The organism is Bacillus sp. IBL03825, assembly GCF_024712505.1.
Classification (GTDB): Bacteria; Bacillota; Bacilli; order Bacillales; family Bacillaceae_G; genus Bacillus_A; species Bacillus_A wiedmannii.
Map to the genome: position 1 here is coordinate 5,298,374 of NZ_JAMXKE010000001.1, position 18,466 is coordinate 5,316,839.

Annotated in this window: 15 protein-coding genes and 1 pseudogene; 10 read left to right on the plus strand and 6 right to left on the minus strand. The window is 32.7% G+C overall.

Annotated elements, in window-relative coordinates:
* Positions 1–235 precede the first annotated feature (235 nt).
* From NHG49_RS27340 to NHG49_RS27350, 3 genes are all read right to left on the minus strand, one after another.
* A complete protein-coding gene (locus NHG49_RS27340) occupies positions 236–976 on the minus strand; it encodes a WecB/TagA/CpsF family glycosyltransferase (RefSeq protein WP_088047711.1) in 741 nt (246 codons plus the stop codon).
* A gap of 15 nt (positions 977–991) precedes the next feature.
* Entirely contained in the window at positions 992–2,092 is a 1,101-nt protein-coding gene (locus NHG49_RS27345) for a glycosyltransferase family 4 protein (protein WP_064476042.1), read from the minus strand.
* Between the two features lie 79 nt (positions 2,093–2,171).
* Entirely contained in the window at positions 2,172–3,578 is a 1,407-nt protein-coding gene (locus NHG49_RS27350; RefSeq protein WP_064476041.1) for an O-antigen ligase family protein, read from the minus strand.
* Positions 3,579–3,849: 271 nt separating this feature from the next.
* Here NHG49_RS27350 and NHG49_RS27355 point away from each other — a divergent pair, with 271 nt between their 5' ends.
* The 3 genes and pseudogenes from NHG49_RS27355 to NHG49_RS31755 all read left to right on the plus strand — a co-directional run bounded on the left by NHG49_RS27355 (position 3,850) and on the right by NHG49_RS31755 (position 5,914).
* Positions 3,850–4,482, plus strand: a complete 633-nt coding sequence (locus NHG49_RS27355) for a trimeric intracellular cation channel family protein (protein WP_000924376.1) — start codon at positions 3,850–3,852, stop codon at positions 4,480–4,482.
* Between the two features lie 250 nt (positions 4,483–4,732).
* Positions 4,733–5,110: pseudogene (locus NHG49_RS31750) on the plus strand (protoglobin family protein); the annotation flags it as partial.
* Positions 5,108–5,914 (plus strand): methyl-accepting chemotaxis protein, encoded by an 807-nt coding sequence (locus NHG49_RS31755; protein ID WP_370458097.1) that lies wholly within the window; start codon positions 5,108–5,110, stop codon positions 5,912–5,914. The pseudogene NHG49_RS31750 and the gene NHG49_RS31755, both read left to right, overlap by 3 nt.
* Positions 5,915–6,006: 92 nt before the next feature.
* Here the strand turns inward: NHG49_RS31755 and NHG49_RS27365 are convergent, their stop codons facing one another.
* Positions 6,007–7,320: an ArnT family glycosyltransferase gene (locus NHG49_RS27365; protein ID WP_149173799.1), complete on the minus strand. Its 1,314-nt coding sequence runs from the start codon at positions 7,318–7,320 to the stop codon at positions 6,007–6,009.
* Positions 7,321–7,632: 312 nt separating this feature from the next.
* Here NHG49_RS27365 and NHG49_RS27370 point away from each other — a divergent pair, with 312 nt between their 5' ends.
* From NHG49_RS27370 to NHG49_RS27390, 5 genes are all read left to right on the plus strand, one after another.
* Entirely contained in the window at positions 7,633–8,145 is a 513-nt protein-coding gene (locus NHG49_RS27370) for an acyl-CoA thioesterase (protein WP_064476038.1), read from the plus strand.
* 537 nt (positions 8,146–8,682) lie between these two features.
* Complete coding sequence (locus tag NHG49_RS27375; RefSeq protein ID WP_088047710.1) at positions 8,683–10,137, plus strand: oligosaccharide flippase family protein; 1,455 nt, start codon at positions 8,683–8,685, stop codon at positions 10,135–10,137.
* 28 nt (positions 10,138–10,165) lie between these two features.
* Entirely contained in the window at positions 10,166–10,987 is an 822-nt protein-coding gene (locus NHG49_RS27380) for a glycosyltransferase family 2 protein (RefSeq protein ID WP_064476036.1), read from the plus strand.
* A gap of 210 nt (positions 10,988–11,197) precedes the next feature.
* Complete coding sequence (locus NHG49_RS27385; RefSeq protein WP_064476035.1) at positions 11,198–12,751, plus strand: ABC-F family ATP-binding cassette domain-containing protein; 1,554 nt, start codon at positions 11,198–11,200, stop codon at positions 12,749–12,751.
* 92 nt (positions 12,752–12,843) lie between these two features.
* Positions 12,844–14,301, plus strand: a complete 1,458-nt coding sequence (locus NHG49_RS27390) for an ArnT family glycosyltransferase (RefSeq protein WP_064476034.1) — start codon at positions 12,844–12,846, stop codon at positions 14,299–14,301.
* A 55-nt stretch (positions 14,302–14,356) separates the two neighbouring features.
* Here NHG49_RS27390 and NHG49_RS27395 read toward each other — a convergent pair whose 3' ends face one another.
* Entirely contained in the window at positions 14,357–15,799 is a 1,443-nt protein-coding gene (locus NHG49_RS27395) for a glycosyltransferase family 39 protein (RefSeq protein ID WP_064476033.1), read from the minus strand.
* A 301-nt stretch (positions 15,800–16,100) separates the two neighbouring features.
* Between NHG49_RS27395 and NHG49_RS27400 the strand changes: the two genes are divergently transcribed.
* Together NHG49_RS27400 and NHG49_RS27405 are read left to right on the plus strand one after the other, a co-directional pair.
* Positions 16,101–16,484, plus strand: coding sequence for a GtrA family protein (locus NHG49_RS27400; RefSeq protein ID WP_000413281.1), 384 nt, complete (start codon positions 16,101–16,103; stop codon positions 16,482–16,484).
* A gap of 36 nt (positions 16,485–16,520) precedes the next feature.
* Positions 16,521–17,492, plus strand: a complete 972-nt coding sequence (locus NHG49_RS27405; RefSeq protein WP_001170707.1) for a glycosyltransferase family 2 protein — start codon at positions 16,521–16,523, stop codon at positions 17,490–17,492.
* A gap of 29 nt (positions 17,493–17,521) precedes the next feature.
* Here NHG49_RS27405 and NHG49_RS27410 read toward each other — a convergent pair whose 3' ends face one another.
* Positions 17,522–18,394, minus strand: coding sequence for a TetR/AcrR family transcriptional regulator (locus NHG49_RS27410; protein WP_149173802.1), 873 nt, complete (start codon positions 18,392–18,394; stop codon positions 17,522–17,524).
* Positions 18,395–18,466: the final 72 nt, after the last annotated feature.

Below are 18,466 nucleotides of genomic sequence, written 5' to 3' on the forward strand. Positions count from 1 at the left end.
TAAGTAAAATACTTTCGTACAAAAAATTCTCCTTCATCATGCCCAAAAAGTAAAATACTCATCCCACTATTTGAGGGCAGTAAGACTCTCACCTCAAAATTCAGCTGAAGCAAAGAGGTTAGATGGAAAATCAACTGCCGTTAAACGTCCGATTGGTGAGGATTAACCATCAGTGGTGGATGAGTAAAACCTCACTTTATTAAAAATGACCAAATAAAAAAGTAGCGATATTCCGCTACTTTTTCGAACGCATGACTTCTTTTAAAAATTCCGCTAATACTAACTGACGACGCCAGCGCGTTGGATTACTACACAATCTATAAAACCACTCTAAGTTAATCGCTTGAATCCATTTTGGTGCACGTTTTACCTCTCCAGCCCATACATCTAAACTTCCGCCCACTCCAACAGCCATCTTCGTTTCTAAACGATGCTTATTAGTTTGGATAAAGTTCTCTTGTCTTGGGAAACCAAGCGCGACAAGTAATAAATCTGGTTTTGCTTCTTGAATACGAGAAACGATACTCTCTTCTTCTTCTTGTTTAAAGTACCCATCTTGTGTACCTACAATAGATACAGCTGAATATGTCTTCGTTAAATGCTCTGCTGCAGCTTGTACAACATGCGGTTTTGCACCAAGTAAGAAAACAGATACCGGTTTATTCTCCTCTGATAACTTTGCAAGTAGATTACACATTAAATCAAAACCTGCTACACGTTCCTTTACAGGTGTACCAAGTATACCGCTTGCTTTTACAACTCCAATACCATCAGGTGTAATTAAATCTGTATTTAATAATGTTTTATGGAATGCTTCATCCTTTTTTGCACACATAACAATTTCAGGATTTGCTGTTACTACCTGAAAAGTATGAGTTCGCTCCAATTCTAGTTGTCCCTTCAAATATTGGATTGTTTCATCCATTGTCATTGTAGAAAAAGGAACACCTAGAATATCAACCGTTTTTACTTCCATGATTAACTATCCTCTCTATTTCAGTAAAAGTTTTTTATATGCATTATAAGTATCTTCATACAAATTTTTTAGCGAGAAATGAGTAGATGCATGATTATATAAACGATTTCCCATCGCTTCTAATTCACCATTCAACCATTTTTCATAAGCATTTTCTAACGCGTTTGCTAACGAGTCTGCATCACCAATTGGTACAACCCATCCATACGTATCATCAACTATTAACTTTCTCATATCACCTACATTTGTTGCAATAGATGTTAAGCGCTGATTAGCCGCTTCTAATAAAACAAGAGGAAAGCTTTCGCTATAAGAGGTTAACAAATTAATGTTTGCAGATGCATATAATTCTTTGGAATCTGTACGAAAACCTAGAAACATCACCTTATCCTCTAAGCCCTTTTGTTTCACCATCTCTTTTAATTCTGCTTCTATAGGTCCATCACCAAGCAAGAGCACCTTTATATTTTGAATTTTAATTTTTTGTAACGCTTCAAATAAAATATCATGACCTTTAACAGGATGAAGACGTGCTACTTGAATGGCTGTAAATACTCCTTCATCGATGCCAAATTCACTCTTATCATAAGGTTTTACTGGAGTACTATCATACTCAATTCCATTATAAACCGTACAAATTTTCTCTTCTGGTACACCTAGTTTTATTATGTTTCTCTTAAAATTCTCTGTAATTGCAAAGAATAAATCTACCTTCCTGAAAGAACGTAAATTTAACTTTGTAAATACCCATCCTTTTAATCCCCTCTTCATAAAATCCAAAGTTGGATCACTGTGGACAGTCATTATCCATTTCGCTTTTATACCTTTTTTCAAGAGGGAGAGATAGAAATTTGCTCGTGCGCCATGTGTATGCACAATGTCAAATTGATTTTCATTAATAAATGCTTTTATTTTTGAAAGAATTGATAGGTCGTACCGAGATGATTGGGTAAAAACATGCACTTGAATACCAAGGTTTCTCGCCTCTCTAGCAATCGCACCTTCTTCAAATACCATTAATTCCACTTCTTCCTTTGAAAATTGAGATAAAAGTGAAATAATATGCGTTTTCCCCCCACCTTCTTCTGCACCAGCATTCATATGCAACACTTTCATTTCTTACATCCCCCATTTTTTTTCTTTTTATTTACTATAACAAAATAAAAGCTAACATATGCTAGCTTTTATTTTTCTATCATTCAATTTCCAAGTCAACTATTAAATATGCCATGATTAATACTAAGTAGAAACTCACTCCAGGTGCAATTAAAATATGACCAGCCATGAATGAGATACCTAATCCGAGAAATATTGCTGCAATCATCATTGCATATTTCACTGTGAATATTTGTTTAAATTTAGTAAATATACATGCAATAAATTTAATACCAAAGTATAAGAATGGAATTACAAGTAAAATGAACCCTATGATTCCGAAAGAATAGAACCAATCGTGGAAGTCACGTTCAATTAATTTCGGCTGTTCTTTATAGTTACCAGCATAACCCATTCCTAATAATTTTTGAGACATTGGGGCTTCATTATAGAAATCTTTATACATCTGTTCAAATAATTGACGCCCACTAAAAATAAGAGCTTGCGTTTCTTCTTTCTTCTCCGCTACTTTTTCTTTTGCTTTTTCTTTCTCTTTTTCTTGCTCTGTCACAGGAGGTTTGTGCTCTTTAGCTTCCTCCTTCTTTTTCTCTTCCTTTTTCGCACTCTGCTCTTGTTCAATTAATTGGAAATGAAATCCCATATTTTTCATAAACGGTGAAAAAGGTGTATATGCCAATATGCCTACAAATACAGTTATTGCAAGAAAACCATTTAATAAATAGGCATGTTTCTTTTTATCTTTACGCTGTGTAAATGCCTGAATAAAGCACATAACAACTGCGATAGCCATTGATCCAAAGATTGCTCCTACGCCAACCTTTGTCCCAATTGCAAATAGTGAATAAACAACTAAAATTGAAGGAATCCAATAGTACGCTTTACCTATACTTTTTGTTCTTTCAATTGAATACAAAATAACAATTGGACACATGATGGCTAAAATAGATCCTAGCTCGTTACCTGCATAAAACCAACCGCGTGATCCTAACTTTACCCATTCATAACTATTATAATCTGTTCCAGTAGTAATCGAAGCTACCATGACTACTCCTATAATTAGCGATGCATACGTAATATAGTCACGCATTTTTGAATTTGAATGGCTTTTCTCTTTTAAAGACTTAAATACAAACACATAACAAGTAAGCATAACAAACGGATATAATGCTTTTGCTATAAACTTAATTTCCTCTGAAAGTACCATAGGATCTTTTGTAAGCTTGTTATTTACCAATCCGATGGTGAAGACTATTCCTACTAAGATTATATACAATATATATTTTATATTTCCTTGTTTCTTCGTTTGAATTAAAATATATATCCCGCTTAGGAACATAACGAATAAGCGTGTAATAACTCCAATGGTCGTATCAATTTTTAAAACCATTATACAGAATGCCGTGAGCAAATCTAAAATTGGTTGCAACAAAATAAAGATTAATAGAAAATTTTCAAATTTATTACTTTTACTATTTTCGCTTAACATCTAGAACCTCCATAACTATTACCTAATTTCAATCTATACTGTTAATATTTTTTTCTTATCTCAAATATTTATTATAACATATATTTTTTAATTAAACGCCTCACATTTCTCCCCAACCTTACCTTATAGAAAAAAGCATATTTGCATTTTCAAGCGCTTTCTTTCCTCATTTTTTCTTTTTTTCTACATGTAAAGAAAATGCATTGTTATTTACATAACTTTAGTGTATATTTTTTCTCTGGAACATCTTTAGGAGGAAGGGATTACAGCAATGTTATTAATCGACATATTTACGTTTCTTGGCATTATCGCCGCTGCTATTTCTGGTACATTAGTTGGTTTAAAAAAAGATTTAGATTTATTTGGTGTCCTTTGTTTAGCTGTAGCCACTGCGCTCGGCGGCGGTATTATTCGTGATATTATGATCGGTAACCTGCCTCCTGTCGCATTTGTTAAACCCATTTACTTTTTCGTAAGTGTATTATCAGCATTATTTACTTGTATGTTTTTTGAGCGTATCAATAAACTGCAAGTCGTTATCATGCTTTCTGATGCTGTTGGCTTAGGTGTTTTTACAGCTATTGGTGCAAATGCGGCAATGTCACATCATGTTGACGCCTCATTTTTAGTTGTTTCAATGGGAGTCATTACAGGTATTGGAGGCGGTATTTTGCGTGACATTTGCGCTCAAGATATCCCTTACGTATTCCGAAAAGAGATTTACGCAATCGCTTCTATCTTAGGAGCAATTAGTTTCCTAATCACATATGCAATGGGGGCACACGTATTAGCTTTCTATGTTTGTTTATTAGTAACATTCATTATTCGTGTTGTCACTGTAATATATAATGTACATTTCCCAGTTTTCTTTAAAACACATGCTAAAATTAATAAAGGCCATTAAGAGAATTCTACATAGAATTCTCTTAATTTATATACTATTCTACACACTAATATAGAGTAATTGTATATAAAAATATATAATTATATTAGGACTAAAAATGAAAACGCTTTATACACAGGGGGGAAGAACGATGCTTGGGGTTTTAAAAAAACATACAAATAAAACAAACGCCAGTATACTTGAATTAAGTAAGGATCAAAAAATCACTTTTAACGTGCCTACTAATTCTGAACTGAAAATTCAAATGGATATGCTACATATTTCAAAAGAAGATTTACAAATCGTAAAGGTACTACAGCCCTTTATTTATGAAGAAATTGATTGGATTACGGAAAAATTCTATGCCAATATTACAAAGCAGCCTAATTTAACTACTATTATTGAACGTTATAGCTCTATTCCAAAACTAAAGCAAACTTTAAAAACACATATAAAAGAATTATTCAGCGGCGATATGCATGAAGATTTTATTGAACAACGTGTTAGAATTGCCAAAAGACATGTACAAATTGGTTTACATAGAAAATGGTATACTGCCGCTTATCAAGAATTATTCCGCTCTATCATGAAGATTTTGCAAACAAAAATTACAACAATTGACGATTTTTCTTATTCTATAAACGTAATAAACAAATTATTTACTCTTGAACAAGAACTCGTTATTGCGGCTTATGAATCTGAATATGAAAGAATACAAAAAGAACATGAAAAAGAAAAAGAAATAACAGCTATGACCATTACGCATATTGCAACAGAACTAGCATCTGTATCTGAAAAAACGAGCGCTTCTATTCAACAGTTAACCGCTAAATCTGAAACGATTGTAGAAATTGCCAAAACAGGTACATCATTAGCTACAACATCAGAAGAAAAAGCGAATAAAGGGAAAGAACAATTAAATCAGCAAAATAAACGAATGGAATATATTCAAACAAACATGGAAACGATTATTACAGATACTCATGAACTTCTCGATATTTCTAACAAAATTAACGAGATTATAGATATTGTAAAATCAATTGCAGAGCAAACAAATTTGCTCGCACTAAATGCGGCTATTGAATCTGCACGTGCTGGGGAATTTGGCAAAGGCTTTTCTGTTGTAGCTGGAGAAATTCGCAAGTTATCAGAGCAAACGAAAGAATCTATATTTAACGTTACAAAGCTCGTTGAAAAAACAAATGAACAAATTATTCGTGTCTCTTCTTCCGTGAAACAAATTAGCTCCCTCGTATCTGAAGGAACGGATGGTATGTCTGAGACAGATCAATACTTCCAAGAAATTGTAAAAGACATGTCTAACTCGAAAGAACAGAATAAAAAAATTGAAAATGAGTTAGAAACCATTTCACAAGTAGTGAAAGGAATTCAAGACGATTCCTCAAAAATGGCTCTAACAGCTGATAGTTTACAACTAGAACTGAACCGCTAAGGTGAAGCTTATGTCAGTAGAGGTTCTTCATCTCCGCTGACTCATAGTCCTCATCTTCCACCCATAAAAAAAGAATCCAAACTGGATTCTTTTTATTTTCTGAAGAATATTTTTTGACAATACACATAACTCATATAAACACCAAAGCTTTGCAAAATAAACAAAGCTGGCACTATAAGATTGTAATATGCCATATCTACTTGGAAGAGCCTTAACAATACGTATCCGCCAATTAACAAAACGAACAACATATATCCTTCATTTTGTTGTTTCTTAATAAGAAAGTGTAATAAAGCTATCGACATAAATAATGTTACCGCTATGTATATAAGTTTTTCACATTTAAATAGAATAGAATGTATTCCCTCACCTGAGAATTGATTAATTACTGGCTTTAAAAGTTTAAATCTTTCTTCTTCAATCTCTTTTAGCTTTTGATCAATATGCTCTGTTACGTTTTGATTCTTTGTTACTTTTTCCTCATTTTTACCTTTTCCAATTAAAACAGATTGAACATACGTCTCATTTGAAATTGTATATTGTGACATTCCCATTGTCTGAATTCCATAACTCACACCAAAATGAGCACTATAAAATAGAATAAGTATCCCTATCATCTTTAATAATACTTTTTGCTTCATTGCTGATTGAAAGAGCTCAATTAACAACACATATACAGCAATAAAAATAGGAAGAAATAATCCCATTGGGAAAATCATATTACTGCATGCAAATAAAATTGCTGAAAGTACCCACATATAAGGATGATCTAAACCTTTATATAAAAGTATGTAGCAAGCCAAATAAAATAAAAATATTGCGAGCGATTCTGATGTTAATAAGGAACTCATAAATATATTCGGAATATATAAAGCGTAAAATACAGACGCAATACGGCCGCATTCTTCTCCGAAAACCATTGCTGCAATACGATAAATGAAAAATGCAGTCCCTGTGCAAAATAAAATATTGAATAACTGCAATACGAATACTGTATCACCAAATACACGAATAATAATTGATTCATAAATAATAAAAGGTAACTGCGCTATGTTCTCTACGTTATTACCAATTGCAATCTGCTCTGCAGACTCAAACATAGCTTTCATATCACCAATTATCGGAACGTCTACAAATAGAACCATACTAAGTCTCACAATTATAGATGTACTTATAAGAAAAACAAGAAATTGTTTATCTGTAAAACGATACTGTAAAATCGATGCCACTAACAGCATGAGAATAACAAAAATAACTAATACGATTGATACACTTGTCGTACTGTCCCCAAAAAATTGTTTACTGGTTTCAAACGCTGACCAACAACTATAAACAAAAAATGCGAGCATCGCACCAATCATTATTTTACTAAAAAAAGACGAAAAATTTGTTTGTATATGATTCATATGTCCATTGCACCTCTATTTCCATTCATAACAAAACGATTCTATCATGAATAGGTACACAGCTGATAGGGAATTTCTATGACAAATACAGGGTCCTAATTTTTTCACTTGCAATGTAAGCGAATCCTCTTTTACACTACACTTTATATAGTAATAAATTTTCTTTCAGTTACATGAATACAAATACAGAAGTTTTACTAACCCTCTTCTGGAATTCTTTACTTCATTAAATATCTATCGATTTTTAATTTTTTGTACTCCACTTACAATACATGTCATTCTGATTGAAAACAGAAAATAGGGGCTGACCATATGGAAAAGAAATTCATGCGAGAATCCAAAGCAATTAAAACAACACGTGTTTTTCCGAATGATTTAAATAATCATCAAACACTTTTCGGAGGAAAATTATTAGCGGAAATTGATAGTATCGCTTCAATTGCAGCTGCAAGACATAGCCGTAAACATTGCGTAACGGCATCTATCGATTCTGTTGATTTTTTAACTCCAATTCACCAAGCAGATTCCGTTTGTTACGAAGCATTCGTATGTTATACAGGAAAATCTTCAATGGAAGTGTTCGTAAAAGTAATTGCAGAGAATTTATTAGCAGGCGAACGTAGAATAGCTGCAACATGTTTCATTACATTCGTTGCATTAAAAGATGGAAAACCTTCATCTGTTCCACAAGTACTACCTGAAACGGAAGAAGAACATTGGCTACACACAACTGGTTCTGAGCGTGCAGAAAGTAGAAAAAAGGGGCGTATAAAAAGCAAGGAAATGGCTGAAGTTCTAACTTTAAGTAAACCTTGGAGTATATAGACCTTCACCATTAAAACATCTTTTGAGCGAATAGCTATCACATATTCGCTCATTTTTTATAAACAATTTCACACCTTCATACAACCATTACCCCTTTTCATACATATTATGTAATATTTTTATACATATCCGTTCACTATTAACTTCTTCTAATTAATAAAATCTCATTTATCCTGCTATTTACGGGCTGTAAAACTCCCGCGTCAAAATTCGTCTGGAGCAAAGACGTTAGGCGGGAGCCTTGTTTCCCGTAAACGCCCGATTGATGAGGACTGATAATCAATCGGGAATGTACATCCCCCACTGATAAAAGTTTCACTTTATAATACGGTTCGATCCCATCAACAGTTGCTTTACAAAGTTTATGTAGGGTACACTTATACGGGTAGTTAACAAAACAATTTAAGGATTTGTAAACAGTGTAGAAAACACCTTACACTTCCATTATATTGAGAGAATTAACTCTAGTAAAAACACTTACTATGACATAGCAAGTGTTTTAATGAAACTGGATTATTTTAATGGAAAGGTGAAATTATGCAGAAATCAATTGCTTCAAATATTTTTTATAAAATACTACTCAACACGTTTAATATTATACTGCCAATTTTAGTTGGTCCTTACGCATATCGAACATTAGGAGCAAATTCAATTGGAACCGTTAACGTTGCTGAAACTTTTTTCAATTACTTCTTCGTGTTCGCCGTATTTGGTGTATATCAATATGGTTTACGTGAAATTAGCTTAATTAAAAACGATAAAAAGAAAGTTTCTAAGTTATTTACAAGTCTCTATGTAATTAATTTCACAACTAGTATTTTGGCTTTATCAGCCTTTGTGCTCTTTAGTTACATTGGGTATGGACATGAAAGTCTATTTCCTGTTCTTCTTATTTTCGGTTTCAATTTTATTTCTAACATGTTTTATGTGGAATGGTTCAATGAAGCATATGAAAATTATGACTTCATCACTAAAAAAACAGTTATCGTTCGATTAATCTATGTTGTGCTTCTTTTCTCTTTCATTCATGGGGCCGACGATTACAAAACATTTGCTGGTTTATTAGTATTATCAACATTTTTAAACCACTCTATTAGCTTTGTATATGTGAAACGCCAAGTTAAATTTGATTTTTCGGACTTAACTATTATTCCTCATTTAAAACCGTTACTATTAGTCGTGATTTTTTCAAATGCTAATATTTTATATACTCAATTAGATCGTCTTGTTTTAGGGGTATATGTTGGAAAGATAGAAGTTGCATATTACGTAATGGCTTTTCAAATTATGATGATTATTAATACACTTATGTTAAGTGTTGTACAAGTAACCGTTCCAAGACTGTCTTATTTATCAGGGAACGCATCTGAAATGGAATACGAATCATTATTAAACAAAATTTCAAAAGTATATTTCATTACCCTATTTCCTGCTGCAATTGGTTTAATGCTCATTGCTCATGGAGCTGTTGTTATTTACGGTGGACAAGAATTCGCTGGGGCTGGTAATACACTAATTGTTTTTGCTTTTTATATGATTACAGTCGGTATTGAGTCCATTTTATCGAATCAAATTATCTATGTGAAAAAGAAAGAAAGCATTTTAGTGCGATTTTTATTTATTTGCGGATTTATCAACTTAACATCCAATATTGCACTAATATACTTACATGTGCTTACACCAACAACCGCAATTTTCACAACAACAATTGCGAATTGTTTCTTAATCACATTTGAATATATTTATGTGAAAAAGAAACTAAAAGTGAATTATACGTTATTCGATATACACAAACTTAAATATCTATTTTATTCACTAACATTTGTACCAATAGCATTCGTTATTGATATGCTCGTATCTGGGCAAATACTACAAGTTATCCTAGTAATAATGACATGTGGATTAACATATGCCCTTATCCTCTTTATAACAAAGGATGAAATTCTATTTTCACTACTTGAAAAGATACTGGCACGATTCAAAAAAGCTTAAACGCAATCTCTAAAAGGAGCTGTTAAACTTGAAATTTTCTTTAATCATGGCTACTTGTGGCAGACGTGATGATATTCTTGACTTACTAAAATCACTTGAACAACAAACTTACAAAAACTTCGAACTTATCGTAGTAGATCAAAATGATACACCAATCTCTGATTTATTTGATGAATATAAAGAAAAATTTTCTATTCATTACATTTATACACCTATTAAAGGACTATCGAGAGCGCGAAATGCAGGATTAAAAGTAGCGGATGGCGATGTCATCGCTTTTCCAGATGATGATTGTATTTATGAAACAAATGTTTTAGAGAGTATATTAGAAACTTTCAACTCTAATAAAGATGTTCATTTCATCTCAACAAACACTACAAATGTTGAAGGAACAGGTTCTTTAATACACGCACCGAATACAGACATTATTTTAAATAATAAGTATGGATTCATGGGACCTTCTTTCACACTATTCTTCACAAAGCAATTTGTACAAGATGTAGGTACATTTGATGAAGATTTAGGTGTTGGTTCTGGCACGATTTATGGAGCTGGTGAAGAAACTGACTTTGTACTACGTGGTATGAAACAAAATTATACTGGTTTATTTAGAAAAGATCTGTTCGTATACCATCCTGTAAAAGAGGAAATTATTAATGAACAATCATTAAAACGTGCCATTTCTTATGCTGGTGGTTTTGGTAGGGTTATTCGCCTACACTATGGATTCCCTTATTTCTTACGTGCTGTCGCTGCGGCAACATTCCGTATGACACAAAATATTTCTAATGATAAGCGCAAATTCCACGCAAATCGCTTACGCGGAATTGTTCGTGGATATTTAAAATAAAAAACAAGGTGTAACCACTTTTATTAAATGGTTACACCTTGTTTTTTTATTTCTCTTGCATCTCTTATTTCTTGCAAAGTAACCCATCATTCTTTTATAATCGCATCCCTCACTGGTCAATTATATTATATATTTTTGAAATGATAGCATTATATCCAAGAATTTAGTATCATGATTCAAGACACTATTTAGAAATGAACGGAGGACATTATGAGCTTATTAACTGTTGAAAAATTAGGTCATACATTTGGTGATCGCACATTATTTAAAGATGTATCCATGCGCTTACTCGCAGGAGAGCACGTTGGATTAGTTGGAGCAAACGGTGTTGGGAAATCAACATTTATGAATATAATTACTGGTCAGCTTATCCATGATGAAGGTCGTGTTGAATGGACACCTGGCACAAATTACGGTTACTTAGACCAACATACAATTTTAACACCCGGTCGCACAATTCGTGATGTATTAGCAGATGCATTTTTACCTTTATTTGAAAAAGAAAAAGCATTAAATGAAGTTGCAGAAAAAATGGGAACTGCTACACCAGAAGAATTAGAAGAACTTCTTGAACAAATGGCAGAAATTCAAGATGCTCTTGAAGCCGGCGGTTTCTATTTATTAGATATTAAAATTGAAGAAGCAGCACGTGGACTTGGAATTGACGCAATCGGTCTAGATCGTGATGTTGCTGCATTAAGTGGTGGACAACGTACAAAAGTATTACTTGCAAAGTTACTACTTGAGCAACCAGAAGTATTACTATTAGATGAGCCGACCAACTATTTAGACGTTGAACATATTCATTGGTTAACAACTTATTTAAAAGAATATCCACACGCATTCCTATTAATTTCCCATGATACGGAGTTTATGAATAAATGTGTTGATATTATTTTCCATCTCGAATTTACAAAAATGACGCGTTATACAGCGACATATGAAAAATTCTTAGAACTAGCGGAGATGAATAAGAACCAACATATAAACGCTTATGAAAAGCAACGAGAGTTTATTAAAAAGCAGGAAGATTTTATTGCGAAAAATAAAGCTCGTTACTCAACGACTGGCCGTGCAAAGAGTCGTCAAAAACAACTTGATCGTATGGAACGTATCGATCGTCCTGAAACAGCTATTAAACCTGAATTCTCGTTTAAAGAAAGTCGTGCGAGTAGTCGATTCGTCTTCGAAGGAGAAAATGTAGAGATTGGATATACACATCCGTTATTACCAAAATTAACGATGACAATTGAACGTGGTGAAAAAATTGCAATTGTTGGATGTAATGGTGTCGGTAAGTCAACACTGTTAAAAACGATTTTAGGTAAGATTAAACCATTAAGCGGAAAAACAAGTCTTGGTGACTTCTTAAACCCATCATACTTCGAGCAAGAAGTAAAAGCTGATAATATAACACCGATTGATGATGTTTGGAATACATTCCCTAGCTTAGACCAGCATCAAGTACGTGCAATGTTAGCGAAATGCGGTTTAAAAAACGAACACATCTCTCGTCCACTGAATCAATTAAGCGGTGGCGAACAAGCAAAAGTTCGTTTATGTAAACTAATGGGTGAAGAAAGTAACTGGCTACTCTTTGATGAGCCAACAAACCACCTTGATGTTACAGCAAAAGAAGAGTTGAAAAAAGCGATGAAAGCATACAAAGGAACAATTCTTCTTGTATGCCACGAACCAGACTTTTATGAAGAGTGGATAACAAAAACTTGGGATGTAGAGAAATGGGCCCAAGAAAATTCTTAATCCCCTAAAAAAAATCCCTTTACACTACTATTTAGCGTGTAAAGGGATTTCGATTTAAAATAACCATACAGTTTGATAAGGAGTTTTTAGTAATGCAACGTACATTCCCCCTAAAGCTTAATATATTTTTTGTAAAGTGCTTATTAGTACTATGTCTAATTATTTCTGCTGCTATAACGTGGCAATCAATAGTCGTAATTCAAGAAAAAACTGACACACATTCCTTTATTATCATCCCGATTATTATTCTAATAGGCCTTCTATTTTTGCTTATTGGCTATATTTCTAATAAGTATATGTCTACATTTACATTTACCGTTTCACTTATTGTTTTAGCTTTTTCTGTTCGATTAATTTGGGTTCTCTACGTTCCAACTCCTATCGAATCAGATTTTTCAGTGATGTACAATAGTGCTATTCAAGCTACTAAAGGCGATTTTAGTTTTGCACAAGATGACTATTATACTTCATGGGTTTATCAACTTGGATTTACAATGTACCAAGCCCTCATTATTAATTTATTCGGTGAAGGGCCTTTCCTTCTAAAACTTTTAAATATAATGTATTGCACAGGAACAACCTTGCTAATTTACAAAATAACTTCATATGTTTTTAATGAATGGTCTGGAAGAATGGCTGGATTACTATATGCATTATATATTCCAAGCATTGTAATGAGCTCATTACTAACGAATCAACATATTGCCACATTCCTATTTTATCTTGGGTTTTATTTATTAATTACAAAAGGCCTAACCCATAAATATATGTGGATTTTTATAGGGATCTCCCTAGCTTTAGGAGATATTATGCGTCCACTTGGCGCTTTAGTTTTGATTGCAGTAGCTCTTTATGTCTTTTTACAAGGTATATTAGGAAAATCAAAACAGGATATTTTAACTTCTATAAAAAAATTATCTGGGATTTTCATCATTTTTTACCTTGTTCATTACATTATAAGTTCTTCATTTATATCTGCCGGAATTACCCAATATCCGCTATCTAACAGGGATCCTCTCTGGAAATTCACCGTAGGACTTAATCACGAAACAAGAGGTGGATATTCTTCAGCAGATGTAGAATATGTTATGTCCTTTAAGCTTGGAAAAGAACGAGAAGCCGTTGAGAAGAAATTGATTCAAGAGCGACTAGCTGATCCACAAAAGGTTTTATCTTTATTTAGTGATAAATTCACGATTATGTGGGCAGATTATGATTCCGCCCCAGTATGGAGTCTGGCAACACTAAGTAACACAGAGAATGATATGGTTACCTTACAAGACGACCTTAAGACATACGATAAATATATATATATTACAACTATGTTATTTGGTACGTTAGCAACTTTTTATCTCATACTAACCAAGCAAAACAACACACATTACACACTATTTTTATTATTAATAATTGGATATATAACGATTCACTTCTTAATCGAATATCAAACAAGATACCGATACTTTATCATCCCTAGCTTTACAATCATTCAAAGTTCTGGACTATATGTAGTTTATCGTCTCATGTCTAAAAGAAAGACTACAAAAATATAAGATAAGGCCAAATAAAAAAGGCATGAGCTCGATGCAATACCGAGCTCATGCCTTTTTATTTATATTCTTTTTTATTGTAAATATGATTAATGCCAAAAGCAGCTAAAAAGATCATAGGTATTGTAGCCGAATAATGATATCTCGGTGCTACTTCTACTATCATTTGTGCCATTGTTAGCCCAATCGTGTATAAACAAATAATGAGAAGTGAAGATTTATTTTTATTTTTTATAGCTACTAACGCCCCGAACAGTGAAGTAGCTAGTAAAAAGTAATAGAAAACATTAGAAATTATAGTATATCGTACTTTATGATCCATAATTGGATCTGCATATTTAACAGCTTGATCATCGTTCCCTAAAAAGATAATAAATTTATCATACATTAGTTTCCCGAAATCTATATCATCGTTTTTTATTCTCTTTTTCGCTTCTTCAAGCATTTGCTTTTGAACGTCCTGAGCACTCCATCCTGGTTGACCACTATAATGATATAGTAATGCTGAATCCCCTGGATTCCATGTTCCTGAAGCTCCCTTATTAAATCCTACATGAATATTGTATCCCGGCACTGTTGCTATCTCTTCACCTAAACGTAATGTTACATAATGATTTACCGCCGAAGACATCATTAAGTATCCAATAATGATAACCCCTACATATGCCACCTTGTTAATAAGTAGCTTTTTATTCCCAATATGCTTTGTATCTATAATAAACATCCATATTGCTAGGGCTATAATTGGCACTGCTGCAATTGGCCTTGCCATATTTATTAATACAAGTAATGCAGCTACTAGAATTGAATACATAAGAACCTTTGCAATCGTTATATTTGCAATTTTATCATAAACAATTATCATAATTGCCCAGGCTAATAACAGTATTGTACAATACAACGGTTCTGAAAGTGCAAACATGTTATACATCGTTTGTGATGGCAAGAGAATCCATAAAACACTTGCTGTTATCGCTGTTCTCACTCCACCAATTCTTCTAGCTATAAAATATATTAATCCCATCGATATTGTAGTTAAAACAACATTAATAATTGGTGGAATCATAAAGTTTGCCCCAAATATTTTTAGGAAGATACTTAAGAATGAAGCATACCCAAAAATATGTGGAAATAATGCAACATATCTATCATGAATAACAAAGTTGTCACCTAATGCTTTTGCCGTATTAAAAAACGCTTCATAATCACCAATCGGATCAATCTTGTATGTAAGAATCCACGCTGTTTTCACTGCTACACAAATAATTAGCAGTACAAAAAAACATATTTTTTCATTTACTCTTTCAAGGTATAGCGATCCACTGCTAAGTATAAAGTTTCCAATTGTACATAATAATAAAACTCCAACTAATATCATTACATAATTATATTTTTGAGTATCTGAAAAATAATCAAAAATTAATATTGCAACGAAAAAGCTATAAATGCCGTATATGGCACGTGTAGAAAAGGTTGAAAACAATCCAGAAAAACGTTCCAAAAAAACTCACTCCTTAACATATTTATATGGGAAAACATTATATTTCCTAAAAAAATCACACTACCAGCTACTATACATTAATATTATCATGATTTCTATGTTTGCTTTTATATTTCCTAGTATACCAATTTAAAATAATCATTTTATTATGAACAGATTTATTTTATATTCTAAAATGATATCTACCCAAAACATATAACATCTTAGCATAAACTATGATATAATTGATAGTTGTTATGTACGAATAACCTTTTTACATTCCTGTTTTATTTATACATTTTATAAAGTTGAGGATACTATTATGGAGAAACTCTTAAAGTTTGGTTTAGTAGGGATCTTTAATACACTCATTACAATTATTAGCTTTTGGATATTATTAAAATTCGGGATGAACTACCTGATTGCGAATACCATTGCCTATTTAATTGGTGTTGCCAATAGCTATTATTGGAATAAAAATTGGGTGTTTAAACCTAATAATAAAAGCACGTCAATGTTCTTTAAATTTCTAACTGTAAATTTAATTGTATTGGCTTTTAATACATTATGTTTATTTATATTGGTAGATAAACTTACTTTTAATGCATTAATTGCACAGATCTTCGCAATTGGTGTCGGAATGGTTATAAACTTTGTCCTTAATAAAATTTGGACATTCAACCAAACTGAAAAGGCTACTAATTAAACTTGAACAACTTATTAAAAATACGGAGGATACAACATGCAAAAATTAATTTCGGTTGTAGTTCCTATGTACTTCGAGGAAGAAGTAGCACAGGAATGTTATAACCGTTTAAAGTCCGTTATGCTTCAAAATGATATTAATTACGAGTTTGTCTTTGTAAACGACGGTAGCACAGACCGTACAATGGAAATCTTATCTGAGATTGCAGCAAATGATTACCGTACAAAAATCGTTAATTTCGCACGTAACTTTGGACACCAAATAGCTGTTACAGCTGGTATTGCTGCTGCAAAAGGTGACGCTATTGTAATTATCGATGCAGACTTACAAGATCCACCTGAAGTTATTCCTGAACTTATTGCAAAATGGGAAGAAGGATATGAAGTTGTTTATGCGAAACGTAAACAACGTAAAGGTGAGACTTGGTTTAAACTTTTAACAGCTAAATATTTCTATAAATTCTTAAACTACATGTCTGATATCGATATCCCAAAAGATACTGGTGATTTCCGAATCATCGATCGCAAAGTAGCTGATGTTTTCAATCAAATGACTGAACGAAATCGCTTCATCCGCGGTATGATGTCTTGGGTTGGCTTCCGTCAAACGTATGTTGAATATGAACGCGATGAGCGCTTTGCTGGTGAAACAAAATATCCATTAAAGAAAATGATTAAATTTGCATCAGATGGCATTATTGCATTTTCAACAAAACCATTACGTATCGTTATGACTTTAGGTTTATTATCAGTTCTTATTTCAATAATCGTCTTACTATATACAATTACTGTAAAAATTATTGGTACTGGTACGCAAACAGGTTGGGCATCTATTATGGTTGCTATTACATTCTTTAGCGGTATTCAGTTACTTGGTCTTGGAATCGTTGGCCAATATATTGCTCGTATTTATGACGAGAGTAAAAACCGTCCGATTTATATCGTAAAAGAAACAATCAATATTGAGCAAGAAGAGACTACACAAACAAAAGAAAAAGTGAATGCATAATAAAAAGGTAACAATGAAAACTCTCATTGTTACCTTTTTATATTGTAATACCCCATAAGCCTCAAACGAAATTCTTTTAAATTTGGATATATCTCTAAATTAGATAACATCCCTTGAATGACCGGGATTCTTGGATTTTGCAACCTCATTTCTGCCTCCAAAACATCTAATGTCACAAGCAATTCCTCATCTTCTAATTGATCAGCTAATGTACGTTTAAAAATGATAATTTCTTTTAAAAAGTGTTCCTTAACCTGCTCCTTAATAAGCTCTGATTTGCAAAGAAATTCTCCAAGCTTTTCTTCATGTAACACAGGTTCTTCCGAAGATCCTACCAATCCATCTACTAAATCATCTACTCTTTTCAAAATAAAAGCAGAAACATAAGATAATTCAATTTCTGACGCTTGTAAAATAATTAACTCTAAATATCCACGGCATATGCCTTCTACCATAATGACTAAATCTAATAAATAAGGCATAACCTTTTCACCATAAATAAACAACAAACTATTCCGATAAAATGCGTGAGACTCTAACTTCATTCTCATCATAAACTCTTCTACTTCTTTATTAAAAGGTATAGCATTTTCCCTCGCATGCATAATAATAAATTCTTTATGCTTTTTTATATCGTTAAACTGGCAATGCAATTGTTTTGCAAATTTTTCACGCGGTAATAATGATTCTTTTTCAATATCCATCATTTTATTTTGAATCTTGTCATAGTAATATCGAAGTGTTGCTAATAAAAGCTCCTCTTTCGATTTAAAGTATAAATAGAAAGCTCCCTTAGATATGCCACAAGCTGTAACAATTTCCTGTACTGATGTCGCATTTACACCCTTAGTCGCAAATAACTTCATAGCCATCTCTATAATTAAACGCTCTTTTTCTTTCATATCATGTCTCTCCTAAATTTAATCTCGCATCTTATTATGAATTTATTATACCATCCCTTTTCATTGACGACT